This window comes from Brevibacterium sp. 1718 (genome assembly GCF_051131255.1).
Lineage (GTDB): Bacteria > Actinomycetota > Actinomycetes > Actinomycetales > Brevibacteriaceae > Brevibacterium > Brevibacterium sediminis.
Genome location: NZ_CP186550.1, coordinates 4,047,154 through 4,071,383, shown reverse-complemented (window position 1 = coordinate 4,071,383; position 24,230 = coordinate 4,047,154). Strand labels below are relative to the sequence as shown.

Below are 24,230 nucleotides of genomic sequence, written 5' to 3'. Positions count from 1 at the left end.
CCGGCGGGACGAGAAGGAGGGGATCCACTTCGCAGCACGCCGAGACAGGGGTCACCAGCTGATGAGGTCCCGGACCGGACGCGGTACGCGCGATGACTCGTCGAACAGGACACGGGAGTGCGGAGCACGATTGCGCAGTAGGGTCAGACCGCACGGGACGAGCGCAAGAGCAAGACACAGCCCGCCGACTCCGGGCTCATGTTCCTTGAGGATTCCCAGCCCGAGCCAGCCAGCGGGAAGGATCAGCAGGCTTCGCACCAGCCCGAAAGTTCGAGATAGATAGGCGGCGACGGCGATGAGAACAGAGCCGAGAATGGTTCCGACGGAGATGACAACAGGAACTCGCCAGAAGGCATAGGCAAGTTCTCCGTAGCCATCGAGGAACAACGAGGACGCCGAGTCGCTTCCGAGTCGTTCGACCAGGTTGAAAGCGGTGGCATCGACCCCTAGATAGAAGATCCGCGCACTGAGTCCGAACGTCATCAGACAGGCTCCGAGCGCAGAGATCAGCGGAGCTCGGCGGGCCGCGATGTGAGCGAGCGCGATCATCGCCGGTATCAGTACGAGGGCACCGATGAACTGGAGCGTCCACCCCGCGGTGGAGAGTCCTGGTGCTCGTCCATGGACCACGAGCAGCATTGGTGCGGCAAACGCATCCGCATCGAGTGCATCGAGCTCAGTCGGAGTCAGGGCCGCTGACTGCCTGGCCAGCCACTGCAGAAACAAGCCCGACGTCCACGCCAGAGGACCGACGATCAGCGTAAGACTGCCGAGAACCTGCCCGGGAAACGGGCTCCAACGGTCGAACGTCGAGCCGGGCGCGAGGTGGTCGTCGGGAGTGCCCGGAGGAACCGACACTGTGAAGCCTCCTGACTGACGATGAGAGTCCAGCGGCGCGATTTCGGCTGAGGACAAGGTGCACTGCCCCGTTGACGAGTCTAGGCGAGGAATTCCCCCGGTTCCAGAGTCGGACGCAGATCCGCGGAGAACGGTTGGCTGTAGTGCTCAGCCAGTCAGGCTGTCACCGCCGCAGCGCCTGTCCCCAGGTCAGCTTCGGTCCCGACTTCAGGATCGAGCGTTCGAAGATCCTCGTGGCCAGCAGCAGCGCGAGCAGCGTGGTGACGATGAGGATGAACAGGGACACCAGCGGCTCCCACCATTCGATGGTGCCGAGGAAGACTCGCATCGGCACTGCCACCGCCGCGGAGAACGGAATGTAGGACAGCACCGCCATGACCGTTTCGTTCGACGAGAAGATGATGACGCCCATGTAGGGGAGGAATATGAGCATCATGATCGGCGTGCTCGTCGACGGCAGGTCCTCGGTGCGAGAGACCATCGATGCCGCGGCCGCGTAGAGGGCGGCGACCATGACGAAGCCGACGATGAAGAGCGGGACGAACCAGGCGATCGGTTCGGCGACCTTGCCCAGCACCAGGTCGTTTCCGCTGATGGCAGCGCCCGCGAGGACCGCAATCGCGGTGAGTCCGATCTGTGCGAAAGCGAGGATCGTGCACGCGATGACCTTGCCGAACATGAGCACCCGCGCCGACGTGGACGCGAGCAGGATCTCCACGATCCGCGACTGCTTCTCCTCCACCACTGACGAAGCGATCGTGTTCCCGAACGTCATCGCCGCCATGAAGAACACCAGGCCGAGGCCGAGCCCGATGAAGTAGGTGAGCGCCGGGTCGGGGGCGTCGGGATCGAGGAGTTCGACCTCGGGGGTGAGGCTGAGTGCCCCGATGAGTGATTCCGGTGCCGAGCGCAGGGACAGCACTGCGACCCCGGTCGGCGAATCCTGGGATTCGACGACGGCGGATTCGACCTCCTCGGAGGCGATCAGGGCTTTTGCCTCGTCGACGTCAGCGACTTCGACGGTCTCGATATCGTCGATCCCCTCGACGGCTTTCGCTCCCGCCGAGGTGACCGCCACCTTGTCCGTGGAGGAGAACAAAGAGGGCAGCGCCCCGGAGACCCCGACGAGGACGCCGAAGAGGACGATGCTCAGGATCGTCGAAACCATGAACGCCTTCGACTTGATTCGCACCATGATCTCGCGTTCGATGACCAGGCCCATGGCAGTGGTGAAACCGGCTCGGTTCGTGCTGACTGGAGCCTTGCGGGTGCTGTCGGCTGCGGTGGTCGTATCTGTGGTGCTCATGCCTGCGTGACCTCCTGGAAGAGACGGTTGAGGGCGACTTCATGCGGAGCGAAGGACGACACCGATGAGACGGTGAGCGCTTTGCGCAGAACCGCCTCGGCAGTATCGGCGTTCGGGGCTGTGAACCGGGCCCAATTTCCGTCGAGTTCGACGACGGAGATATCGGGCAGACCACGCACCCAGCCGAGGTCCGCATCCGTCTGCAGCGTCCACTCGGGCAGGCTGCGCTGACGGCGCAGTTCCGCGGTGGTGCCAGCTGCGACGAGGCGGCCGTCATTGATGATGACGAGGTCGTCGACGAGACGTTCGACGAGGTCGAGCTGGTGACTGGAGAAGAGGACCGGAGCGCCGGAGGAGGCAAAGTCGGTGAGGACGCCCAGGGTGCGTTCGACGGCTACGGGGTCGAGGCCGGAGAACGGTTCGTCGAGGACGAGTGCCTGCGGGTCGTGAATGAGAGCCGCGGCGATCTGGACCTTCTGCTGATTGCCGAGGCTGACTGATTCAAGGGTGTCGGTGGGTTCGCCCTTGAGGTCGAGCTGATCGAGGAGCTCGAGCCCGCGCCTCTTCGCTGCTTGGCGGGTGAGTCCGTGGAAGCGGGCGAGGTAGACCAGCTGATCGATAATCGGCATCTTGGGGTAGAGGCCGCGTTCCTCAGGCATGTAGCCGATCGCGCTGCGGTGGCCGGCGGTGATAGGGGTGCCGTCGACGAGGATGCGCCCGGAATCGGCGGCAAGGACGCCGAGGATGATCCGCATGGTCGTGGTCTTGCCGGAGCCGTTCGAACCGACGAAGCCTGTCATCCGGCCGTCGCCGATGTCGAAGCTGAGGTCGTGCAGCACCTGCTTGTCTCCGAAGCTGCGGTTGATGTTCTCCAAGGTGATCATGCTTCAACGCTATGCGGAGACCGGCCTGAGCGGATCAGTCTTGAGGGTGAATTCGGTACCCTGCGTGAGGGGGATCGCGGCTCTTCGCGATCGAGGGTGCAATCGGGGTCGGTCGGCGCTTGCGAAGACTCCGAATATCCCCTGTTGCGTGGTTCGGTACGCGAGTATCATTCAGGCTATGACGAGACCGAGTGAGATCCTCGGCAGCGTAGTCGCCGCCAGCGAGCGCGAGCAGCTTGAGACGTTCCTGGATTATCTGCGCGACGCCGTCGTGCGCAAAGTCAGCGGCCTGTCGGAGGAGGATGCTCGGCGCAGCCCAGTGCCGAGCGGCACCAGCCTCGGCGGCTTGATCAAACACCTGCGTTGGGTGGAGTTGGGAGCGTTCGCTGAGCAGATCGGGCAGATCCCCGCCGCGGAACTGCCCACACCGCCGTGGACCGACGCAGACCCTGAGGCCGACCTGCGGTTGGAGCCGGACGAGAAGCTGCACGATGTCATCGGTGCCTACCTGGAGGAGTGCGACCGCTCCCGAGAGATCGCCGCCCAGCACAGCCTCGACTACGTACCGCCGGGCGGAAAGTTGACGTTGCGGTGGGTGTACCTGCACGTGATCCTGGAGACCAGCCGGCACGCGGGACACGCGGACATCGTGCGCGAGATGATCGACCGCAGCGTCGGCGACTGACTGCTCGCCGCGCGCCATCGGTCCGTGTTCCGGCGGCCGGGCAGATGCTTCAGTAATTGAAAGTCGAGCTACTGAGTAGTCGAAACCGAAACTACTCAGGCGGCCCCGGACTACCTGTCTATTGCTGAAGAGCGGGGTCTGAGCAATGTAGTTGAGTCTGCAATTCCATAGCTTGGAGGAGTTCGACCAGCTCCTTATCTCCCCATCCCCGAACTTGATCGCACTTAGTCGTGCGCGGTCAGGGATTCGAAGCGAGCTGAAATATCCTGCTCGACTTCGAAATGAGGAATGTATGACCCTGTTAGGTCTGCGCGTGCGCGCCTGGTGGGCTGCACTCACAGCTGTGCTCATGGTTGCTGCCGGCGGCGCCATTGTGCTGCCAGCCGCTCCGGCTCAGGCGGCACCCGTTTCGATCACCTGCGAGCCGGGCGTCGTCTATTCGGTGTCACAGGCGGGGCAGATGCGTGAAATCTCTGGCGGATCGCCAAAGAATGTTGGCGATGCTGCAAGTGGCGTCAGCAACTTCAACGGACTGGGCATTGGAACGGACGGTTCTGCAGTCTATGCCTATGAGCGCAACTTCAACTGGTTGGGTTCGGAAACGGGTCTTACCGTCTACAGGTTCAACTCGAGCACGGGCAAGTGGGCGTCAACGGGCAAATCAGTGACCGTAAGCGGAATCGGTTTCATCGGCGGGGCGGTTGATCTCTCCACTGGACGGTACTACTTCGGCGGCTACACCAGCAGCGGCACGTCATTCAGGCTCTATGTCTACGACGCCTCGACCAATGCCATAACCTACAAAGGCACCATCGATACGAGTGCCGACTCCGGTGGCGCGGCCAACGGTGACATCGCCTTCGATACCAACGGAAACCTCTTCATCGTCAGGGGATCTGGAACCACAACAACCGTCTTCTCAGTGACTTCGGCCAACTTGGCGAAGGCAAACGGCGGCACCATCTCCTCGTCGAAGTCCGCGGGCTTCACGACGAACTCCAATGTCAATGGCGTGTCCTTCGACGCCGCCGGCAAGGCGTATCTCGGTACCGGCGACACCATCACGAGCTACGACATGCCCAACTGGTCGAACAAACAGTCGTTTGCCAGCGGATCTTGGTCGAGCACCGACCTCGCGTCGTGCTCCTCGCCGGCGACCATCACTCTTCAGAAGGACGTGCAGGGCGGGCGTGCGAAATCGAGCGATCAGTTCGGTCTCTCCCTTAAGCAGGGCAGCACGGAACTCGGTGCCACCACAACCACTGGGACTCAGACCGGGATCCAGGACGAGATCGTCGGACCACTGCCCGCCAAGCGCGGCGCCGAGATTGTCTTCTCCGAATCCGCTGCCACAGGTGCCGACCTGGGCAACTACGCCAGCACCTACTCGTGCGCCGTCGATGGCAAGGCACTTTCGGGTTCCTCCGGTACCGGAACCTCGGGCACAGTCACCATCCCGAACACCGGCGACGCCGTCGTCTGCACGATTACCAATGCTCCGCTGACTGCCAACGTCTCCATCCACAAGGACGTCGTCGACGAGAACGGTGAGAACAAGAAGCCGGGCAAGGACTGGACAGTTGGCGCGAAAGCGACGGCCACAACCGACTCGGTGACCTCGGCCCCGACGGCAGCCACGCAGAAGACCGACGCGAACGGCAATGCGAAATGGGGGCTGAAGTTCTCGAAGACCACCGGCCGGGCTACCGTGGCGATCTCGGAGACCCAGCAGGACGGGTTTGAGTTCAAGAGCGGCAGCTGCGACATCACTCGAATCGACGGGTCCAAGACCACCACGAAGCTCACGAGCGACAAGAGCACCGACCTCACGGGAATCAAGCCCGGCGACAACGTCGACTGCACCTACCTCAACAAGGTCAGCGACACCGCACTGACCCTAGTGAAGAAGGTCGACAACAAGGCCGCCGCCGGCACTTCCAAGGACACCGACTGGACGCTCAAAGCCGCGGGCGATGCCGCCTCGGGCAACAAGACGATCGAAGGCAAGACAGGATCGATCGAAGTGACCAAGGCAAAGGTGAAGGCGGGCAAGTACGCTCTCTCCGAAACCGGCGCTCTGAAGGGCTACGAAGCCTCCGACTGGGTGTGCAAGCCGTCCTCCGGCTCCGGAACAGTCACCTCCGATAAGAGCTCGGTGACCTTGAAGTCCGGCGACGATGTCACCTGCACCGTCACGAACACCGCGAAGACCGGTGCCGTGACCTGGGGCAAGACCGACGAATCCGGCACCGCTCTCAAGGGTTCGGTGTGGACTCTCACCGGACCCGACGGGTCCGAGCTCACGATCGAGGACTGCGCAGCCGCCTCGGCGAGCGAATGCACCGGTCAGGACAAGGATCCGGCAGCAGGGAAATTCTCGGTCACCGGCCTCAAATGGGGCGACTACACGCTGACGGAGAAGAAGGCCCCGGCCGGATACCTCCTCGACGACACACCACACACGTTCACGGTCTCCGGATCCGAGCTCGACAAGTCGCTCGGGTCGTACACCAACGAGCAGAAGCCCCAGGTGGCGCTGCCGCTCACGGGTGGAACCGGAAGCCAGATCTACCTCATCGGCGGAGCAGCTCTGCTCGCAGCCGCCGGTGCCATCGCACTTCTCAAGGGCCTGCGCCGCAGGAACCGGAAGCACTGAAAGGGAAACAATGAAAACTAAGAAACTGGGTCTTCTGCGGCGTCTGACCGCGGTGGCCGCGATCGCCTCGCTGAGCGTGCTCGGCATGACCGGCACGGCGCAGGCCGACAGCAACGTGGGCAACATCGACACCGGTCGCTCCGGTTCGATCATCGTTCACAAGTACGACGGCGCCTACGGCACCGACGGTGGCGACGGCTCGGTGAAGACCGACACCTCGAACCTCGGCACCCCACTCGACGGCGCCGAGTTCACTGTCAAGCAGGTCACGGCCAAGGGCGGCCAGGCCATCGACCTGAAGACCCCTGAAGGCTGGGACCTCATCAGCGGGCTCAAGGCCTCCGAGGTCAAGGCCGGCGGATTCTCGCTGGGCAACGGCATCGCGAAGACCACCGCAAACGGCGGACTCGCGACCTTCGAAGGTCTGCCGCTCGGTCTCTACCTCGTGGAAGAGACCAAGGCTCCGACGAACGCGACCTCGACCACGGATCCATTCCTCGTCACGCTGCCGCTGTCGCAGTCGAGCGGCAAATGGCTCTATGACGTCAACGTCTACCCGAAGAACTCGGTGAACAAGACGCAGCCGACGAAGGAAGTCTCCAACCCGACTGCGCCCGTCATCGGTTCGACCGTCGACTGGACGATCACCGCGCCGGTCCCGGCCGCGAACAACGGCTACAGAAAGTTCTCGATCGTCGACCAGCTCGACTCGCGCCTGGAATTCGTATCTGCCAAAGTGGCCGGTTTCACCGAAGGCACCGACTACAACATCGTCAGGGACGGTCAGACCGTGACGATCAACTTCACCAAGGTCGGACTCGGCAAGCTCACTGCCGGTCAGAAGGTCGTTTCCACCATCACCACGAAGGTCACCTCTCAGGGTGATGGCACCATCGAGAACACTGCGCTCGTCAACACCAACGATTCGACCGTCGAGACCCCGGCCGTGAGCACGAATTGGGGCTCGCTGCAGATCATCAAGCACGTCGCCGGCGACAAGGCACACACTCTCGCCGGAGCCGAGTTCGACATCTTCTCCGACAAGAACGGACAGAACAAGGTCGCCTCGGTCAAGACCGCGGCTGACGGCACTGCAACGATCACACTGTGGGTCGGCAACAACGATGACACCACGCAGAAGTACTGGGTCAAGGAGACGAAGGCTCCGACCGGCTACATCCTCGATGACTCCCTCAACGAGGTGACCGTGAAGGCCGGCGCCACCACCGCAGCCGTCAAGTACGAGTTCGCCAACACCCAGCAGGGCCACCCCGAACTGCCGCTGACCGGTGCTGACGGCAAGCTGCTCGCGATGATCGCCGGAATCGGCCTCATGCTCATCGCCGGCGGTGCAGGCGTCGTCGCAGCCAACCGCCGCAAGAACCAGGTGTGATCCACTCACCTGAGGGCAGGCATTCCACCGAGGCTGCCGTGCCGGGCACGTCCACGCGGCGTCCGTCCCCCGACGGGCGCCGCTGGCGCGTGCCGATTCTCTCCCTCGTCATCGCGCTCATCGCTCTGACCGGACTGAGCATCTGGACCTACCCGAGTGCGGCAGCGTGGTTCTCCCAGCTCGACCAGTCGAAGATCATCGGAAAATCGGCGACGACGACCGAGGGCGACAAAGTCGAAAACGCCCGTCAGATCGCGCTCGCCCACAAGTACAACCAGGCTCTCGAATCCGGTGCGCAGTTGGAGTCGAACCACCGGCTGCCTTCGGGGAAAGGGACCTCGGCCGAGGGTGCCCCAGCGTACGAGGATGTGCTCGACGACGGTGGACCCGGAGTTATGACCCGTCTGCGGATCCCCTCCATCGATGTGGACCTGCCCGTCTACCACGGCACCGACGACGCGACCCTGCTCAAAGGGCTCGGCCACCTCGAGGGCACGAGTCTGCCTGTCGGCGGGGACGGCACCCATTCGGTCATCACCGGCCACCGAGGTCTGGCCGACGCGACCATGTTCACCAACCTCGACAAGGTGGGCAAGGGCGACCGATTCACCCTGACGACGTTCGGACAGGTGCTCAGCTACCAGGTGGTTCGCACCCAAGTAGTCGACCCGGACGAGACCGAATCTCTGGGCACGATCTCCGACCGCGACCTCGTTACGCTCGTTACCTGCACGCCCTTGGGCATCAACTCCCAACGGATCCTCGTCACCGCTGAACGCGTGTACCCGACCCCGGCCGCAGACCAGGAATCCGGGCTCGCGGAATCCGACCTGCCCGGCTTCCCTTGGTGGATCGTCATCATGGGTACGGGTCTCGTGGCAGCCGGAATCTACGTCTGGTGGTCAGGCCGTCCGGTCCGCCCGAAGGGCGAGAGGCCGAAGACCGATACCCCCGCCGAGGCGGACGCTCAGGCCCGTTCGACGAGGGTTAAGCCTTCGCGCTTCCCACGGCATTGATCCGGCCAGTGTCGCGGAGCTTGAGCAAGTGTTTCGGAATGTCGCGGCGCCGTTCGGCACCGAGCTTCGCTCGAGCCTGCAGCACATGTGACTCGACAGTGCGCACTGACAGGACCAGGCGTTGACTGATCTGCACATTCGTCAGTCCCTCGGCGACGAGTCGGCACACCTCGAGCTCCCGTTCGGTCAGGGTGACGGCTGGAGCCGCAGCATCGGAGATCGCGGTGTCCTCAAGTGGCTGCGGATCTTCCGGAGGCGTGGCAGCCCGCTGTCGCAGCGCGTCGAGTGCCTCGCCGGCCACGCGTGCGCGGGAACTGAGACGTTGAGCGAGGAACAGAGCCCTGGACTCGGCGAAGGCGTGGCGGGCGGCACCCCGGTAGCCGACGGACCGCAGTTCCAGACCGGCGGCCAGGAGCGCCTCGGCGTCCTCAGCGGCCGAGGCATCGAGATGCCGCCGCGCGGCACGCGGCCCGGGCAGATTCAGGTCGGTGGATTCGTCCGGAAGACTCTGGACCGCCTCGGCGGCGGTGATGGTGCCGTCGAGGACGTGCGCATGAGCGAACACGGTACGCATCCACGCAGGCATCGGGCCGGGATTCGACGCCCCGGGTCCCAGCAGGAAGGCGGCTAATCCATCGTGGAAGCGATAGCCCTGCGTCGGAACCGAGCCATCGCCCGACGTCGGGCGATAGTACGGCGCATTGCTGCGTTGCCACCGTCCGAGGGTGTCGCGCAATCCCCATCCCACCGCCAGCAGTGCCGGGGTGACAGTGGCTGCGACGGCCGCATAGTCCCGTGCGGCCAGATCGGTCTCTCCATCAAGCAGGCGCTGGATGCCGATGCACCAGGATGCCGTCGCATTCAGCTGCCAGCCGCTGTGGGTTGAGGCCCCGCTCGCGGCTTCCAGCAGCTTACGGGTGATGAGTTCAGATCGCTGTGGTTCGATTCCGGCCAACAGGCAATTCACCGTCGCTCCGACCATGAAGTACCAGGCCATGGTGTAGGTGAAACCCGTGAGTGACCTGGGGTTGGCGCCGGTGAGTCCGACGTAGTATTCGTAGCCTTCCTTAGCAGCTGCGATGAGTGCCTCTGCGTTGTCCGTCTTGAGGTGGTACTGGCACAGAGCCGCATATGCGGCGAAGCGCAGAGCATCCGGCGCTGACTGAGAATCGGCGACCGCGCGAGCGTCATCGAGGCGGGTCATGCCACTCCCGGCGAACGAGGTGACGAGGTTCGCGATACCCGGAATGACCGGATCGACTTCGTCTCGCAGGTGATCGGTCCACCACTGAGGAAGCTCGGGTTCACCTGCGAGTGCCGCGGCCGCAGTGAAGAGCAGCTCGAGCAGAACCGGTTCGCGCTCGCAGCCCAGAGGTCCGTGCTCGACACCGGATCTGATGAGGGCGATCGCTCCAATTCGATCGCCGCTGAGGAGTCGGGCTGTGATCGTCTGCAGCTCCCATTCGAGCAACATCGGCGCATCGTTCCGGGCCACATCTTCAACCAGGTGGAGCATGATCGATGCCTCCATCGGGTCACCGAGCCGATTGAGTGTGCGCGCCGCCTTGAGCAAGAGCACTGCATCGGAGCGGTCGATCTCGCGGCTCTCACCGATGACATCACGAGCCAGACCGATCTCCGCAGCTTCACCGACCGGATAGCCGGCTTGCCACAGGATCGCGAGCCGACGATTGAATTTCTCCTCGTCCGCGGAATCGGCTTCTCCGATGAGCTGGTTGGCCATGGCACCGATGTGCAGAGGTGGGACCGCCACGGACGGCTGACCGCTGACCTCGAACTCTCGGGCCAGACGCAGGTCGATAAGGCGGGAGACAGCCGAATCCCCGAAGAGCTGTTTGGCTGTTCGGGTGGGCATGGGGCTGAGATCGCCGAGGCGGCGAGCAGCGATGAGTGTGGAATCAGGCATCCGCGGATACAGCGGAGCAAGTCGCGACAGCACCCTGGTGCCGAAGAACGGCGTATCGAAGCTGGCGTGCGGGTAATGGCGGGGAACTCGGTCGGGGTCCTCTTCTGCCCAGGCGACGAGGTCGGCCGCGACCAAGGGTCTGCCTCCGCACAGTGCCGCCAAAGTGCGCAGCTGCAGGTCATCGAGTGGAGTCGTCGCAGACAGACCCGCTACGAGTGCCATGGATTCGCTGCCGGTGAGCGGCGCCAGATCGATGCGATCGACTTCACCGGCGCTCCAGCTCATGGCGATCTGCTTGAGCACGCTGTTGCCGCCCTGATGGACCGTGCGCAGAAGATCACCATCGACGAGGTAGGCCACCGGTACTCGAGAGACGTGGAGAGCCTGGTCGATCACGGGCGCGGTGTCGCCCGTGAGCAGGTGGGCCCCGCTCATGATCCTCGGTCCCCCGGCGATCCTGCCGGCGTCGACGAACTCCGCGACCTCCTCGGTAGTGGTGTGGGCACTGATCCGCAGCAGGGACTGATCGGGACGACCAAGAGCAACAGCCAGCGACCGTCCGAAATCCAGGGCGCCGTCGCCGGTCAGACAGACCACGATGACGGAGCGACCGGAGCGGAGCAGGTCGAGGATCTGGTTCGATTCCCGGCTGCGCGTCGGTGCCAAATGCACAAGACGGTCGTAGGCGGGGTCGACGGGGACGAAATCGTCCGAGCTGTGCATCGGATGCTACCTTTCCGGTCGTCGCAGTGACACAGCCAAGGGGGATGAGCTGTGATGCGTCGGTTCGACCGTGAACGCAGTGGTGGGGTCATCTGGGGAGCGGCGAACCGCCGAAAGGCGGTCCGCTGGCCAGTATATTACTCCCGTCGTCGCCGCGGTCTCGACTGGTGAGATATCACGGTCATGGCCTCAGCCCCCGATCTTCGCCACCCCGTTCTCGTACGCCCAGATAACAGCATGGATGCGGTCACGGATTCCCAGTTTCGACAACAGGTTCGACACATGCGTCTTCACGGTCGCCTCACCGACGAAGAGATTCCCGGCGATCTCGGAATTGCTGGCCCCGGTCGCCACCAGCCGCAGCACCTCGAGCTCCCGGTCGGTGAGGTACTCGAGTTCCGGGGCCGTGGTGGTGGCCGGTTCCGGGGTGGACACAGAGCGTTCGATGACTCGCCGAGTGACCTCGGGGGAGAGCAGGCCGTCTCCGGCGGCCAGGGCGGTGACGGCGTCGATGAGCTGTTCGGCCTCGGCGGTTTTGAGAAGGAACCCGCTGGCCCCTGCGGCCAGAGCCTGGAAGAGGAAGTCGTCGCGGTCGAAGGTTGTGAGCATGAGAACGGCTCCGGCTGCCCCGCGGCGGACGATCTCCTCTGTCGCCTCGAGCCCGTCCATGACCGGCATCTGCACATCCATGCAGATGACGTCCGGGGCGAGCTCAAGTGCCTTGTCGATGGCGATCTGCCCGTTCTCAGCCTCGCCGACGACAGCGATGCCGTCCTCGCTTTCGAGGATCGTGCGGAAACCGGTGCGAACCATCGACTGGTCGTCGACGAGGAGGACGCGGATCATGTGGATGCCTTCGCTGGAGATTCGGGGGACAAGTGACCTGCGGTGCTGCGAGGGTAGGGGATCCGCGCGCGCACGATCCAGCCGCCGCGGGATTTCGGCCCTGCCTCGAGGCTGCCGCCGAGAGCATTCATACGTTCTCGCATGCCGACGATACCCAGGCCGAGCCCTTCGCTCGTGGAACGAAGTCCGGAGTCTGCCTGGACGCTGTCGGGTGCTGCTGATGCCGGCCTTCCGGCAGAACGGGTATCGCTGACCTCCACCTCGAGATCGGTGCTGCCGTAACGCAGCCGCACATCCACCTCGGCGCTGGCGCCCGCGTAGCGCGAACAGTTGGTCAGGGATTCCTGAATCACGCGGTAGATCGACATCTCGGTGATCGGAGTGAGCGGGCGAGGGGCCCCGATCGTCGTGTACTCGACAGTTTGGTCGAATCGTCGGGCTGATTCGATGAGTTCCGGAAGGTCGCCGAGGCCGGGGTTGCCTTTCGTCGAAGCTGCCGTAGCCGTGTCGGCCGGTCTTTCAGCCGTTTGGCCACCGGACGCGGCTGTGGCGTCCGTGGCGGCGGTGACGTCGGTCGACGAGTCCGTGTCGCGCAGCGTGTAGACGAGGGCACGGAGTTCGTCGACGGTCTCGCGGGTCGAGGATTCGATGACCTGGAGCGATTCCTTTGCCTTGTCGGGGTTCTTCTCGAGGCTGCGACGTGCAGCGGCGGCGTGGATGCCGACCCCGGCGATATGGTGGGCGACTCCATCGTGGAGTTCCCGCGCGATGCGCACGCGTTCGAGGTCGAGGGCTTGCCGAGTCAGCTGCTGTTCCTGCTCGCGGACTTCTTCGTTGGCCGCGCGGAGTTCCTCGAGCAGTCGACGCTGCTTCCACGCGCGGTTGCCGAAGAGCCACGCGCCGCCGAAGAAGACCGTGTTGATCAGGAAAGTCACCCCGGTAGCCGCGGCGAACTGGACGAAAGTCAGGTCGCCGAGATCCTGGAACTGCAGGGCCGCCGAGACGATGACATAGATGAGAATTGCCAGACACAGCAGACAGCGTGAGATGAAAGCTGCGCGTTGACTGTAGCGAAACGCGCCGATCGCGTAGACCGATGTGAAGAGAACGATCTGAGAGACACCGGGTTCCATCATCTGCAGGATCTGCGCGGTGACGTAGAGCGTGGTGATTAACCATGCGACGAAATTCGGGAAACGACGACGCCACAGCAGGGGAACGGTGACTGCGATTGAGAGCACGCAGACAACCCACAGCGGTGCTTTGAACTCCCAGAACCCGCTGCCCTCATAGAGGACGGCGAAGATGAGCGAGCCGAAGGTGAGGGCGGCAACGAGCCAGAGGTCGGACCGGTTCGGCTTGCGAGCCGCGGCCGACAGGCGTGCCGAGGTCCGTGGTTCTCTCGTCCTGTCCTCCGTCATCCTTCCAGCTTAGACAGTGACGTGCCCGGCCGGTATCCGCCGCAGTGGGGAAATCAGATGCCGCGGCTCCGGCAGTCGGTGGAGGGATTGAGCGTGCGGGACCGGGCGGCTGCCGGCAACCGGATCAGCCCATGCTCCCTGTGACGACACGAGCCAACGCCGCGTCGATCGGATGCGGCTGCGGGCGCCCGGATTCATCGAGAGTGTTCCAGCGCTGACGATTGGTGAACACCGTCACCTGCTTGCCTGTGTCCGCCCGGGTGAATGTGAGCGCTCCTCCGCCCCACACCGAACCGTCATGTCCCCACCAGACGGTTCCGTCGTCGGATTCGCGTCGGTGCAGGCCGAGCCCGTATTCGATCGTCGTGCCCTCGAACGAGATCACCGGAACTGTGCTCTGCATTTGTTCGAGCGATTCCGGTCGAAGCAGCTGACCGTCGATGAGGAGGCCGAAGAACCGATTGAGATCGGCCGTCGTCGACACCAATGAGGCGGCGGGACCCACCCACGACATGTCGCAGTCGGTGAGGTCGACCGGCGGATCGGCCATGCCGAACCACGACTCGTACAGATGAGTATGCGCAGCCGCCAGCACGGACCCGACCGGAAAGTAGGTGTCGGGGAGATCGGCAGGCTCGATGACCTCGGAGCGGATGTGCTCTTCGGCAGAAGTGCCGGTGACGGACTCGATGAGTTCGGCAAGGAGCAGATAGTTCGTGTTCGAGTATCTGCCGGGCAGGCCGCCGGGTTCGCCTGAGGGAGGAGCTCCGACGCCGATGTTGATGAGCTCTCGTCGGTCGAAGCGGGTGAACTGCTGCTCGATGAGGCTGCGCGGACTCGTCTGCGCCAGGTTCGGAAACGCCCGCAGCGAGTCATAGATGACGGGTAGGTATTCGTTGAGTCCGCTCGTGTGATTCGCGAGCATCCGCACGGTGATCGCCTCCCCGCGAGTTCCGGGCACGAGCTCGGGGAGGTAGCCGCCGATCGGGGCGTCCAGGTCGATGATCCCCTTCTCGACGAGCCGCAGCAATGTCACCGTCGTGAAGGTCTTTGCGATGCTGCCGACCCGGTGGTGGAGCTCGGGCGTCATCGGCGTCTTCGCTGCGACCTCGGCGAACCCTGCGCATTCACACACGATCTCTCCGTGGTCGACCACCTCGGCGATGATGCCGGGCAGGCCTGCCCGGTGGGCCTCGAGTACCGCCACGGCCAAGTCGTGTCGGGTGTGAGTCTGGGAGCTGATGGAGTGTGTCACGGTTCTTCCTTTCATGCTGTTCGTGCGCGTGGTGAGCGGTGCAGGGGTCGTGGATCGTTGTTCGCCGAGGTGGCTGCTCGGGTGAACATGAGGACGACCGCGATAAGCCCTGCCGCACAGGGGAGGAGCCCGATCGTGCCGATGAGCGGCGGCAGTCCGGTGTCTCCCGAAGTGTCCCGGACGAGAAGGGCGAATGCCGCGACCGAGGTGCCGGTGAGAGCGAGCACCACGGCTGCCCACCGAATCCTTCGGCTGCCCCGATGTGCTCGCCAGATCGTTGCGACCCAGCCGAGGACGCCGAGCACACCGACGATGGTCAAGGACGCGGCGTAGAAGTTCACGCCTGACGTGATCTCATCCTGGGGCATCGATGGGTAGCCGCTGCGGATGTGTTCGCCGATGAGCGGCCTGCCCAGCTGTGCGCTGACGATGGCCAGTACGGTGAGTCCGAGTCCGACCCAGAGGGCGACGTAGGTCGAACGAGAATACTGCCTATTCATGATGGTGCCCTTTCTCTTGTGTTATACAGCGTAAACCGTGGTTCTCATGCTAGTTTTACGCTGTAGAGCAGGTCAATGGAGGAAAACCCGAGAGTTCGTGAGGGAGGCGGCCATGGTGAAGCGAAGTGATCGCGCAGCAGGTGCGACTTCGAGCGGCAGGCGGAGCGAGTCCGGCGCGGCGCGTACGCGGGGCCAGCATGCTGGTCTGAAGCCGGAATCGATCGTGAGGACCGCGATTGCCATTGCCGACGAAGAAGGTCTGGCCTCTGTGTCGATGCGCAGGATCGGCGCCGAACTCAAGGTCGAGGCGATGGCGCTCTACCACCATTTCCCGAACAAGGGTGCGCTGCTTGACGCCGTCGTCGAGCAGATATCGACTTCCGTGCCGCCAGTCGAAATCGCCGGATCACCGTGGGACGACGTTCTGAGGGGGTACGCCCGGTCGCAGTTGAACACTCTGTCCGAGCATCCGAACCTCGTCGATCTCGTCATGACCCGCCCGGCGGTGACCACCGGAAACCTTGCTCTGTTGGAGGCACTCGTCGACTTCCTCTGCGCCGCCGGGTTCTCAGCTCGCCGCGGGCTCGACATGATCTACACCATCCATGAGTTCGTTCTCATGCATGCCGCGCTCAATGCCGAGGTTGGAAAGGCCGCCCGCAGAGGCGTGGTGCGAGCCGAGGGTGGCGAGCCGGCCGGAGGCATGAGCGGCGAGCTGCGCCAAGCGGCTCACCTCGAGGGAATCTCCGAGGCGGACTTCCCGCGTCTCGCGGAGGCGGTCAGTGCGGCTTCACGTCGACCCTCAACCGCTCGATTCGAATTCGCACTCGACGTCCTCATCGCGGGATTCGCCGATGTGCCCGAAGGCGGTCGCTGAGGCGGGGGTCACAATGCTCGGCTCGTTCGGGGCTCGGCGCGTCTCCGTGTCGCCAGGCCGAGCCATAGTGCTCCCACGACAGGCGGAAGGAAGAAGACGAGCTTCACGGCGGGTGGGAACTCCGGCTGTGCGGCGTTGAAGATCGCCACTGCGAATCCGACGGCGATCAGCACGCCCCCGGTCCATCGCCCAGCGCGAGACTGGGACACGGTATCCGAGAAGCTGATGAGAGAGGCGAGGACTGCCACCCCGGCGGTCGCGAACAGGTAGGTCAGCGTCGATGAGGCCGCTTCGCCGAGGCTGGTTCCGGATGGGTTCGGGTATGAGTACGCGGAGGTGAGCAGGTGTGAGATCTGGTCCGCGCTGGCAATGGTCGTGATGATCGCGGCGACGGCGGCGGTCCCGCCTGCGAATGCGGCAATGCGGATGGCCTTCATTGTTCGGTCCTGTTCTGAATTTGGTTGATACATTGTGTCTCAATTGCACTCGTCACTCTATTTAGACATAATGTATCAAGTCAAGGGTTGATGGTTCGTCGATTCATCGAAGGAGGGCGATGGCACGCACGCATCGGAGTGAGGCTGATACGCGCATCCGTGTATCCGAGGCGATCATCGACTACGTCGCCGAACATGGCGTGGGGGTGCGCCCCGAGATCCCGATGGAGGTGATCCTCGAATCAGCGCAGGTCTCTCGGGCCTCGGCCTATCGCATCTGGAGGGGCAAGGAGGCGTTCGGCGCTTTTGCGCTCGAGCAGTGCGTGAGCGGGCACGCGATGGCCACCCTCAACGCCGATCGTGCGCTCGAGCTTGCGCGGGCCGCGGAGAGTTCGACTCCCGGTCGTCTCGAGGCCGCAGCTGAGTTTCTCTGCTCGGCCGCGGACGAAGAGCTCGACATCCTCCTCGAATCAGACCGGTGGCGTGCGTTCGTCCGTTTCCAGGCGATCGCTGCCGACGATCCCACCTCCGAGGTCGGTACGCTTCTGGCGAAGATCGAATCCGAGGACATCGAGCGAATCGCTCGGATCTATGAGACGGTCGCCGCCGTCTGGGGACTCGTCCCGATTCCTGAAAGTGGAACCCGATCCATCGCCGAGGCGGTGCTCCTGCTTGCCCGCAGCTCCATCGGTCGCATCGTCTCCGGCCGCGATGAGACTTCGGCGCGAGGGATCTACGCCGAGGCGCTGAGAGGACTCATCCGAGGGTCGTTCCGTGAGGTGCCGGGCACTCGTGTGGATCTCGACGCCGCGAGAAGGCAATGGGGCGAAGGCTCTGGCGAAAACTGATCAGTCCTTCTGAGCGACGACGACGGCCAGATCCCGGTGCTGCCAGTGCATATGGGTGGTCAGTCCTGCCTCGGCGAGCCAGGTCAGCTGCTCATCGAGCGAACTGGGGGTGTCGTCGATCCAGTCGATCGGCGTGACGACGTCCGCTGGGTCGGCGGGTACGACGAGATCACCGAGGACGAACCTCCCGCCTGTCTCGAGCACCGATGCGATGCGGGCGAAGAGGTCGGCCTTGCCGGGGCCGTCGAGGTGGTGGACGGCGAGCATGGACATGACCAGATCGAAGGGCCCGTCCGGCAGCGGTTCTTCCAGGCGACCCGACTGCAGTCGGGTGCGTTCGGGGTCGAGGGTCGCCTCGGCGGCGGCGAGCATCTCGGAACTCGCGTCGACGCCCAGCAGTTTCGCCTCCGGCAGGGCTTCGAGAACGCGCTGTGCGGTCAGCCCGCTGCCGATGCCCAGATCGAGGATCGACGTCGGCGCTCCTGTCGCTGCCGCAGCCGCCACTTCCGTCTGCAGACGCGGGTAGTCGGGGATCTCCTCGGCCATGAGCGCCAGATAGGTCTCCGGATCCCACTCGAAATCGGACATAACAGCTCCTTCGCCGCCCGGTGTGAGTCGGTGTCCCGACGCTACCAGCATCAACGAGGCGGCGGAAGACCGCCGGGGAGCGATCAGTTGCCGAGCGCACAGATCATGGCACGGCATCGGTCGCCACTGAGTAGGCGGCGTTGTGGGCGGCTCTGGTGAGAACCGTGAACGCGATCCCCAGGATCAGGACAAGGCTGATCATCGTCAGCGCGGCAACGACGAGACCGTCGTGGTAGATCCACGGGTGCCCGGTTCCGCCGGCGGCGATCAATTGTCCGGATGGGCCGGGCAACGCGCGAGTGACGACAGCAGTGAGCACCGCCGCGTAGGCGGCAACGAAAACCGCTTCGGAACCGATGCGGAACAAGTTGAGGACTCCTGATGCGGCACCGGACCGATCGGCAGGAACTGCGGCGAGGGCTTCGGCATCGACGAATCCGAGCGGAAGGCCGAACCCCAGGCCGAGCAGGACCATAGGAGCGACACTGACGGCAACTGGCATGTCTGGACGGAGCAGAAGAAGCACACCGATTCCCCCGGCAAGCAGGCAGAGGAATGAGGCGCCGACAATGAGAGTCGGCGAGATGCTTGTGCGCGACATGATCCGGTGAACAAGGAGCGGTGAGAGCAGCACAGGGATGGTCATCACCAGCATCAGGGTTCCGGTGGCTCCTGCCGGAAGCCCGTGCGTTGCTCCCAGCGCACTGGGGAGATAGGTCAAGAAGGTGACGAAGCCGACTGCCCCCGCAATTGGTACGAGCGTCATTGCGAGGAACTGTGGCGACTTCAGTGCAGAGAAGTCGAGCATCTCGCGGAGCGAGGTTGCGCTTCTTCCCAGCTGCGGAAGACGTGCGGAGCCGAGCAGAGCGAGGGCCAAGACAATTGTGTGACCGGCGAAGATGCCCTGCCAGTCGTAAACGGCAAGAAGCAGCCCCGATAATGCCGGACCGGCGGCGAGCCCAAGTCCGTTGATCGTGCCGAACAATGCGAAGGCCTGAGCTCTGGCCTTCCCTGTGAAGAGATGACTCAGTATCGGGGCGGCGCCGGTGAGTACGGCGGCCGAACCGATGCCGGCAATGGTGCGGCCGATATCCAGAACGATGATGCTCGACGACAGCATGCTGACCGCGCCACCGGCAGCGGCGACGACGATGCCGATGCGAAACGAGCGCGTATAGCCGATCCGGTCGGAGCAGGCGCCCCACACGATCGTGCAGATCGCGAATGACACATTGAATCCGTTGACGACCCATTGCAGCGGTGCCGGATTCGAGCCCAGGTCGTCGGCAATTGAGGGTAGTGCGACGGCAGTTCCGGAGATGGACAACGGGATCACGAATTGGGCGAGCAGGATTGCGAGCAGCAGAAGCCTTGGTCGCGGCACAGAAAACTCCTCGTATTCGATGGCAGACGGAGGTTCGAGCAATTGCGAACCTGATAAGCCTGACACGGCGATGAGGTACGATGCAAGTCGAACCTTGATCATTTCTGAGGAGGCCGATTCTGGTGATGGAATGTGTGGAACCGGACGAGATCGAACTTGGTGCGGTGCTGTCCGCGCTGGCGGACCCGCATCGGCGAAAGGTCGTTCGAGACTTGGTGAACGATGCGGAGGAAGACGAACGGTCGTGCACGAGTTTCGGCCTGGATGTGTCCAAGTCCACGCGCAGTCATCACTTCAAGGTGCTTCGCGAAGCCGGGTTGGTGCATCAAGTCGATCGAGGCAACCGCAGTGGGGTGACTCTGCGAAGACGCGATCTCGATGCACGTTTCCCGGGTCTGCTTGCACTCATCGGAGACGAGCGCGAATTCTGAGCGTCTCTCCCCAGGTTCCCAGCGACTGGCTGACGAAGTCTAGAGGTCGATGGCGACAATCGGATCCGTGGTCGGCTGCTTCGAGCCTCCCTCGGGCTCGACGGTGATGCCGAAGACGCTGCCCGAGGCGAACGTCTCGCCCGCAATGGTCACCGGATCGTCCGACATCAGACCGGCGCTTTCCGGACCGTCGGCACCGATGACCCACATCTGCATCGACTTTCCGGCCGGTGGCCGCCCGATGTCTTTCGGACTGAGACGGATGAGCTGCTCGCTCTCGGAGGAGAGCACGGTGACGGAGCCGCCCTCCGGCATGTCTGCGGTGCTCGTCTTCAGGTCACTGGCCTCCATGAGACGAGCGGAGTCATCGAGCTGCTGCTGAGTCGCCGCCAAGTCCTCTTCCAAGGAATTCTGTCGCTGATTCTGCTGCCAGACGGTGGCGCCGAGTCCTGCGGCGACGACGATCGCCGCCGCAGCTGCCGCCCAGGGCAGCCAGGAACTGCGGCGAGGCTGTGACTCGCCGGCGCCCTCTGCGCGGGCATCGGACCGGCGTGCCTCCCGATGGTCGGCGAGCGATGCCGGAGCGGCCGGCTCATCGGCGGAGGCCTCCGCAGCGACCGACGAAGTCTCAGGCTCGACAGCGGGTGAGGTCTCCGGTGCCGACTCCTGGGGGTAGTTCTCGGGGATCGACAGAATTGCCTCTTGAGTCGCCGAGCTGACCTCGACCGGTTCATCGGATTCGGCCGCGTCGGCCATCACGTCGGCATAGGCGGCGACTTCGGCCCGGAAGTCGGCGTCGGCATCGGCCAGCGCCTGAGCCTCGGTGAGTTCTGAGTCGCTGAGCCCGCCGAGGGCCAGCCCGGCAGCCAGATAGTCACGATCTGCGCTCATCGGCTTGCCTCCAACTCTTCTCGCAGCTTCTTCATTCCGTCCCTGATCCGTGACTTGATGGTACCCAGGGGCACCTGGAGATTCTCAGAGATCTGGGTGTGGGTCATGCCTTGGTAGAAGGCCATGACGATCGGTTCGGCCTGCTCATCCGGGAGGATCCGCAGAGCCGAGACGGTCCGGTCCGATTCTGCACGGGCGATGACGGTCTGCTCCACCTGGTCGCCTGCTTCGGCGGTGGTGCGGAGCCCGTCCGCATAGTCTCTGTCCTGTTGAGCCTGGACGCTGCGCACACAGTCGATGGCTCGCCTGCGGCACAGGGTGATCAGCCATGCCCGTCCGCTGCCGCGCCCCGGGTCGAAGCCCGAACACCGGGTCCACACCTCGGTGAAGCAGTCCTGGAGGACCTCCTCGGCCAGTGTTCGGCTCTTGACGATTCGCAGGATGACGGCCATGAGGATGCGGGAGTGAGTGGTGAACAGTTCTTCGAATGCGGACCGGTCGCCCTCGGCGATGCGGATCAGCAGGGCACCGCCGGGATCGGCGGAATCCGCCGGCTGGTGATCAGAACTCATTGCCCAATCATGCCATGCATGCAGAAACCGATCACACCTTTCCCAGGTGAGCGAGTCGAGCGGGGTGGGCGCAGTGGTGGGAGCGTGTGCAGCAGAGACGGTCAGTCGACGTTCGCCTGAAGCCGCACGAACCGGCGAGGAACCGAAAGCGGCCGGGAGCCGATCCTGTTGCTGCTGATCGGTTCCCGGCCACTGCATCGTGGTGTTCTCTCGCTGTGGACTCTCCGGTCACTTCTTGGGCATCATCACGGCGTCGACCATGTAGACCGTGGCGTTGGCGGTCTTGACTCCGCCGCAGACCAGTCCGGCATCGTCGAACTTCATGTCCTCGCCCTCACCGGAGATCTTCACCTTCGAACCTTCGACGGTCTCGTGTTCACCGGCGATCTCATCGGGGGAGAGCTGTCCGGGGATCACGTGGTAGGTCAGCACCTTCGTCAGCTGGTCCGAGTCCTTGGCCAGGGCGTCGAGGTCGTCCTTGGGCACATCGGCGAAGGCGTCGTCGACCGGGGCGATGACCGTGAACTCGTCGCCGTTGAGGGTGTCGACGAGGTCGACATCGGGGTTGAGCTTGCCCGAGACAGCCTTGGTCAGGGTCGTGAGCATCGGGTTGTTCGAGGCGGCAGTGGCCACCGGATCCTGGCCCATGCCCTCGACAGAACCGGCCCCGTCCGGGTTCGCCTCGGCGTAAGCCGAGCAGCCCTTGCCGACGAGGTCAGAATCGGCCATGGAGGAGTCGCCGGACTCGTCTGGCATCTCGGACTCGCCCGAGTCAGCGGGCTGAGATTCGGAGCTGCCCGATTCCGAACCGGACTCCTCCCCGCCGGAACCAGAATCCATTCCGCAGCCGCTCAGAGCCAACAGACCGATGGCGCCGGCCGAGAGGATGGTGGCGGTGCGTGTGCGAAGCAGTGTCTTCATTGTTCTTCTCCTAATCAACAGTGATGCGTATTCGCGCACAGCTGTGAAGTGATCTCCATTGCTCGCTGTGTACTGGGTATTCGGCGCGGTGCTCGGTTCGGATGGGTGGATGGGGAAGAAATCTTGAGAATCTCTTCGCCGAGGCGGCTGCGGGCTCATTCGACGCGGAATTGGATGTGGTGGTGCCCGGTGGCCGAGTTCGGGATCGAATCCCGACGTTTCGCTGTCTGCACTGTGCCGTCCTTGTCCGTGGCACGCACGGTGAGGGTATGTGACCCCGCGGCCACCTCGGCGAATTCGGTCCGCCACTGTCGCCAGGTGTCGATCGTGACCTCCTCGGCCAGATCCGCCTGCGTCCATTCGCCGTCGTCGAGCTTGACCTCGACGCGGTCGATCCCTGCACGCTGCGCCCAGGCGGTGCCGCCGACTCGGATGTCCCCAGCAGGGACCTTGGCCAGCGGCTTGGGGACCTCGATGCGCGAAGCGACGAGGATGGGGGCCTTGGCATCCCACCCGCGGTCGGTCCAGTAGGCGGTCTTCTCATCGAAGCGGGTGACCTCGAGTTCGGTCACCCATTTCGTCGCGGAAACGAAGCCGTAGAGCCCGGGAACGACGAGGCGGGCGGGGAAGCCGTGGATCGGGGTGAGCGGTTCGCCGTTCATTCCCACCGCCAGGAGGGCGGCGCGGTCATCGGTCAGTGCACCGATCGGGGTCGAGGCGGTGAATCCATCGAAGGAGTGGGAGAGGACCATATCGGCTTGCGAGTTCGGGCGTGCTCGGGCGAGGAGATCACGCACGGGATATCCGAGCCAGGTCGCGTTGCCGACGAGGTCCCCGCCGACGGGATTGGACACGCAGGTGAGCGTGATGTGGTGTTCTTCCAGCGGCAGGTCGAGGACGTCGTCCATCGTCAGGGTCACCTCCTCTTCGACCATGCCGTGGATGCGCAGGGACCACTGTTCCGGGTCGATGACCGGTGGTGAGAGCACCGTGTCGATGCGGTAGAAGTCCTTCGCTTCGGTGACGAAGGGGACCGTGCCGTCGAGGTCGGTGCTCGCGGCGGCGGGGATCGCGGCCGCCTTCTTCGCGGGGTTGGGCAGCACCAGCTTGGCCACCGCTGCTCCGGCTTCCTGTGTGAGGGAGACGAGGGTCTGGCCGGCGGCGATGGTGACGGCCCCGATGGTGCCGACGGCACCGGCGAGGCCGAAGAAACGGCGGCGGCTCAAGGGCTCCGAGGTTCGAGAACCGCGCGCGACATCGGGACTGTCGGTCGCCTCGGCGGTGGAAGTCGGTACCCCGAAGCGCAGCAGAAGCAGGAAGACCGTGATGCCCACGGCGATGCCGATCAGCGTGGGAATGACATCGATGGCACCCGCTTCGGGGCGCAGGACGATGACGATGACGGGGACGAGCCCGGCGACGACCAGCAGCGTCGTGGCCAGACGCCGGCGGGAAACCGCCAGGGCTCCGATGAGACCGGCGAGGACGATCGCACCGAGGCCGGTGGAGAGGACGAGGACGAGTTTGTCGTTGTCGCCGAACAGGGCGATGACGGGTTTGATCGCCGCCGGGGGAGCAAGTGGGATGATCGCCTGACCGAGGGTGAGCAGGGGTGCGGCGCTCGGGGTGAAGGCACGCGCGATGAGGTCTGCGAGACCGAACATCATGACTGTGGCGACGATGCCTGCCACGACGCCGCGGAAACGGTGGGTTGCACGGGTTTTCCGATTCATAGTGATCATTCGGAGCCGCCGGGACGGCGGATGGGTCTGCGGGTTTTGTTACTGACCATTCACTGAAACGCCAGTGAC

Annotated in this window: 22 protein-coding genes; 7 read left to right on the top strand and 15 right to left on the bottom strand. The window is 64.1% G+C overall.

Features of this window, described 5'->3' with window-relative positions; translation table 11 throughout:
- Positions 1-51: 51 nt before the first annotated feature.
- From ACOZ9V_RS18280 to ACOZ9V_RS18270, 3 genes are all read right to left on the bottom strand, one after another.
- Positions 52-858, bottom strand: coding sequence for a hypothetical protein (locus tag ACOZ9V_RS18280; protein ID WP_434592381.1), 807 nt, complete (start codon positions 856-858; stop codon positions 52-54).
- Positions 859-1,021: 163 nt separating this feature from the next.
- Positions 1,022-2,164: an ABC transporter permease gene (locus ACOZ9V_RS18275; RefSeq protein WP_434592378.1), complete on the bottom strand. Its 1,143-nt coding sequence runs from the start codon at positions 2,162-2,164 to the stop codon at positions 1,022-1,024.
- Positions 2,161-3,048, bottom strand: a complete 888-nt coding sequence (locus tag ACOZ9V_RS18270) for an ABC transporter ATP-binding protein (protein WP_434592375.1) — start codon at positions 3,046-3,048, stop codon at positions 2,161-2,163. Before ACOZ9V_RS18270 ends, ACOZ9V_RS18275 begins: the two co-directional genes overlap by 4 nt.
- A 178-nt stretch (positions 3,049-3,226) precedes the next feature.
- On the opposite strand from ACOZ9V_RS18270, the gene ACOZ9V_RS18265 reads away from it, so the two are divergent.
- The 4 genes from ACOZ9V_RS18265 to ACOZ9V_RS18250 all read left to right on the top strand — a co-directional run bounded on the left by ACOZ9V_RS18265 (position 3,227) and on the right by ACOZ9V_RS18250 (position 8,798).
- Positions 3,227-3,733, top strand: a complete 507-nt coding sequence (locus tag ACOZ9V_RS18265) for a DinB family protein (protein ID WP_259357951.1) — start codon at positions 3,227-3,229, stop codon at positions 3,731-3,733.
- 292 nt (positions 3,734-4,025) lie between these two features.
- On the top strand, positions 4,026-6,389 hold the full coding sequence (locus ACOZ9V_RS18260) for a SpaA isopeptide-forming pilin-related protein (RefSeq protein ID WP_434592372.1): 2,364 nt from the start codon (positions 4,026-4,028) through the stop codon (positions 6,387-6,389).
- 10 nt (positions 6,390-6,399) lie between these two features.
- Positions 6,400-7,782, top strand: a complete 1,383-nt coding sequence (locus ACOZ9V_RS18255; RefSeq protein WP_434592370.1) for a SpaH/EbpB family LPXTG-anchored major pilin — start codon at positions 6,400-6,402, stop codon at positions 7,780-7,782.
- Entirely contained in the window at positions 7,779-8,798 is a 1,020-nt protein-coding gene (locus ACOZ9V_RS18250) for a class C sortase (RefSeq protein ID WP_181271899.1), read from the top strand. Before ACOZ9V_RS18255 ends, ACOZ9V_RS18250 begins: the two co-directional genes overlap by 4 nt.
- Here the strand turns inward: ACOZ9V_RS18250 and ACOZ9V_RS18245 are convergent.
- The 5 genes from ACOZ9V_RS18245 to ACOZ9V_RS18225 form a co-directional block, all read right to left on the bottom strand.
- A complete protein-coding gene (locus tag ACOZ9V_RS18245; protein ID WP_434592367.1) occupies positions 8,770-11,448 on the bottom strand; it encodes a helix-turn-helix transcriptional regulator in 2,679 nt (892 codons plus the stop codon). The genes ACOZ9V_RS18250 and ACOZ9V_RS18245 overlap by 29 nt on opposite strands.
- Positions 11,449-11,637: 189 nt before the next feature.
- A complete protein-coding gene (locus tag ACOZ9V_RS18240) occupies positions 11,638-12,294 on the bottom strand; it encodes a response regulator (protein ID WP_181271901.1) in 657 nt (218 codons plus the stop codon).
- A complete protein-coding gene (locus tag ACOZ9V_RS18235; RefSeq protein ID WP_434592364.1) occupies positions 12,291-13,715 on the bottom strand; it encodes a sensor histidine kinase in 1,425 nt (474 codons plus the stop codon). The genes ACOZ9V_RS18240 and ACOZ9V_RS18235 overlap by 4 nt, the downstream gene beginning before the upstream one ends.
- A gap of 124 nt (positions 13,716-13,839) precedes the next feature.
- Positions 13,840-14,970, bottom strand: a complete 1,131-nt coding sequence (locus ACOZ9V_RS18230; RefSeq protein ID WP_434592361.1) for a serine hydrolase domain-containing protein — start codon at positions 14,968-14,970, stop codon at positions 13,840-13,842.
- Between the two features lie 11 nt (positions 14,971-14,981).
- On the bottom strand, positions 14,982-15,470 hold the full coding sequence (locus ACOZ9V_RS18225; RefSeq protein WP_139467500.1) for a hypothetical protein: 489 nt from the start codon (positions 15,468-15,470) through the stop codon (positions 14,982-14,984).
- A 223-nt stretch (positions 15,471-15,693) separates the two neighbouring features.
- Here ACOZ9V_RS18225 and ACOZ9V_RS18220 point away from each other — a divergent pair, with 223 nt between their 5' ends.
- A complete protein-coding gene (locus tag ACOZ9V_RS18220) occupies positions 15,694-16,347 on the top strand; it encodes a TetR/AcrR family transcriptional regulator C-terminal domain-containing protein (protein WP_259357940.1) in 654 nt (217 codons plus the stop codon).
- Positions 16,348-16,355: 8 nt separating this feature from the next.
- Here the strand turns inward: ACOZ9V_RS18220 and ACOZ9V_RS18215 are convergent, their stop codons facing one another.
- Positions 16,356-16,784, bottom strand: coding sequence for a hypothetical protein (locus ACOZ9V_RS18215; protein ID WP_181271906.1), 429 nt, complete (start codon positions 16,782-16,784; stop codon positions 16,356-16,358).
- A 119-nt stretch (positions 16,785-16,903) separates the two neighbouring features.
- Here ACOZ9V_RS18215 and ACOZ9V_RS18210 point away from each other — a divergent pair, with 119 nt between their 5' ends.
- Entirely contained in the window at positions 16,904-17,632 is a 729-nt protein-coding gene (locus ACOZ9V_RS18210) for a hypothetical protein (RefSeq protein WP_181271907.1), read from the top strand.
- On the opposite strand, the gene ACOZ9V_RS18205 is transcribed toward ACOZ9V_RS18210, so the two are convergent.
- Positions 17,633-18,220 (bottom strand): class I SAM-dependent methyltransferase, encoded by a 588-nt coding sequence (locus tag ACOZ9V_RS18205; protein ID WP_181271908.1) that lies wholly within the window; start codon positions 18,218-18,220, stop codon positions 17,633-17,635. It abuts the gene before it with no gap.
- Positions 18,221-18,323: 103 nt separating this feature from the next.
- Entirely contained in the window at positions 18,324-19,604 is a 1,281-nt protein-coding gene (locus ACOZ9V_RS18200) for an MFS transporter (RefSeq protein ID WP_229664145.1), read from the bottom strand.
- Between the two features lie 125 nt (positions 19,605-19,729).
- Here ACOZ9V_RS18200 and ACOZ9V_RS18195 point away from each other — a divergent pair, with 125 nt between their 5' ends.
- Positions 19,730-20,035 carry an ArsR/SmtB family transcription factor gene (locus tag ACOZ9V_RS18195; protein WP_181271926.1) on the top strand — a complete coding sequence of 102 codons (306 nt, stop codon included), beginning with the start codon at positions 19,730-19,732 and terminating at the stop codon, positions 20,033-20,035.
- A gap of 39 nt (positions 20,036-20,074) precedes the next feature.
- Here the strand turns inward: ACOZ9V_RS18195 and ACOZ9V_RS18190 are convergent, their stop codons facing one another.
- The 4 genes from ACOZ9V_RS18190 to ACOZ9V_RS18175 form a co-directional block, all read right to left on the bottom strand.
- Entirely contained in the window at positions 20,075-20,926 is an 852-nt protein-coding gene (locus tag ACOZ9V_RS18190) for an anti-sigma factor (protein WP_181271910.1), read from the bottom strand.
- A complete protein-coding gene (locus tag ACOZ9V_RS18185) occupies positions 20,923-21,498 on the bottom strand; it encodes a sigma-70 family RNA polymerase sigma factor (protein ID WP_139467496.1) in 576 nt (191 codons plus the stop codon). The genes ACOZ9V_RS18190 and ACOZ9V_RS18185 overlap by 4 nt, the downstream gene beginning before the upstream one ends.
- A 228-nt stretch (positions 21,499-21,726) precedes the next feature.
- Positions 21,727-22,419, bottom strand: coding sequence for a fasciclin domain-containing protein (locus tag ACOZ9V_RS18180; RefSeq protein ID WP_139467495.1), 693 nt, complete (start codon positions 22,417-22,419; stop codon positions 21,727-21,729).
- A gap of 155 nt (positions 22,420-22,574) precedes the next feature.
- Positions 22,575-24,152, bottom strand: coding sequence for a molybdopterin-dependent oxidoreductase (locus tag ACOZ9V_RS18175; protein ID WP_434592354.1), 1,578 nt, complete (start codon positions 24,150-24,152; stop codon positions 22,575-22,577).
- Positions 24,153-24,230: the final 78 nt, after the last annotated feature.

Bases quoted from the DNA above. Each gene is read 5' to 3' on its own strand.
- ACOZ9V_RS18175 (WP_434592354.1), bottom strand. From the start codon at position 24,152: ATGAATCGGAAAACCCGTGCAACCCACCGTTTCCGCGGCGTCGTGGCA.
- ACOZ9V_RS18270 (WP_434592375.1), bottom strand. From the start codon at position 3,048: ATGATCACCTTGGAGAACATCAACCGCAGCTTCGGAGACAAGCAGGTG.
- ACOZ9V_RS18235 (WP_434592364.1), bottom strand. From the start codon at position 13,715: ATGACGGAGGACAGGACGAGAGAACCACGGACCTCGGCACGCCTGTCG.
- ACOZ9V_RS18215 (WP_181271906.1), bottom strand. From the start codon at position 16,784: ATGAAGGCCATCCGCATTGCCGCATTCGCAGGCGGGACCGCCGCCGTC.
- ACOZ9V_RS18245 (WP_434592367.1), bottom strand. From the start codon at position 11,448: ATGCACAGCTCGGACGATTTCGTCCCCGTCGACCCCGCCTACGACCGT.
- ACOZ9V_RS18225 (WP_139467500.1), bottom strand. From the start codon at position 15,470: ATGAATAGGCAGTATTCTCGTTCGACCTACGTCGCCCTCTGGGTCGGA.
- ACOZ9V_RS18190 (WP_181271910.1), bottom strand. From the start codon at position 20,926: ATGAGCGCAGATCGTGACTATCTGGCTGCCGGGCTGGCCCTCGGCGGG.
- ACOZ9V_RS18210 (WP_181271907.1), top strand. From the start codon at position 16,904: ATGGCACGCACGCATCGGAGTGAGGCTGATACGCGCATCCGTGTATCC.
- ACOZ9V_RS18255 (WP_434592370.1), top strand. From the start codon at position 6,400: ATGAAAACTAAGAAACTGGGTCTTCTGCGGCGTCTGACCGCGGTGGCC.
- ACOZ9V_RS18205 (WP_181271908.1), bottom strand. From the start codon at position 18,220: ATGTCCGATTTCGAGTGGGATCCGGAGACCTATCTGGCGCTCATGGCC.
- ACOZ9V_RS18180 (WP_139467495.1), bottom strand. From the start codon at position 22,419: ATGAAGACACTGCTTCGCACACGCACCGCCACCATCCTCTCGGCCGGC.
- ACOZ9V_RS18185 (WP_139467496.1), bottom strand. From the start codon at position 21,498: ATGAGTTCTGATCACCAGCCGGCGGATTCCGCCGATCCCGGCGGTGCC.
- ACOZ9V_RS18240 (WP_181271901.1), bottom strand. From the start codon at position 12,294: ATGATCCGCGTCCTCCTCGTCGACGACCAGTCGATGGTTCGCACCGGT.
- ACOZ9V_RS18265 (WP_259357951.1), top strand. From the start codon at position 3,227: ATGACGAGACCGAGTGAGATCCTCGGCAGCGTAGTCGCCGCCAGCGAG.
- ACOZ9V_RS18195 (WP_181271926.1), top strand. From the start codon at position 19,730: ATGGAATGTGTGGAACCGGACGAGATCGAACTTGGTGCGGTGCTGTCC.
- ACOZ9V_RS18260 (WP_434592372.1), top strand. From the start codon at position 4,026: ATGACCCTGTTAGGTCTGCGCGTGCGCGCCTGGTGGGCTGCACTCACA.
- ACOZ9V_RS18275 (WP_434592378.1), bottom strand. From the start codon at position 2,164: ATGAGCACCACAGATACGACCACCGCAGCCGACAGCACCCGCAAGGCT.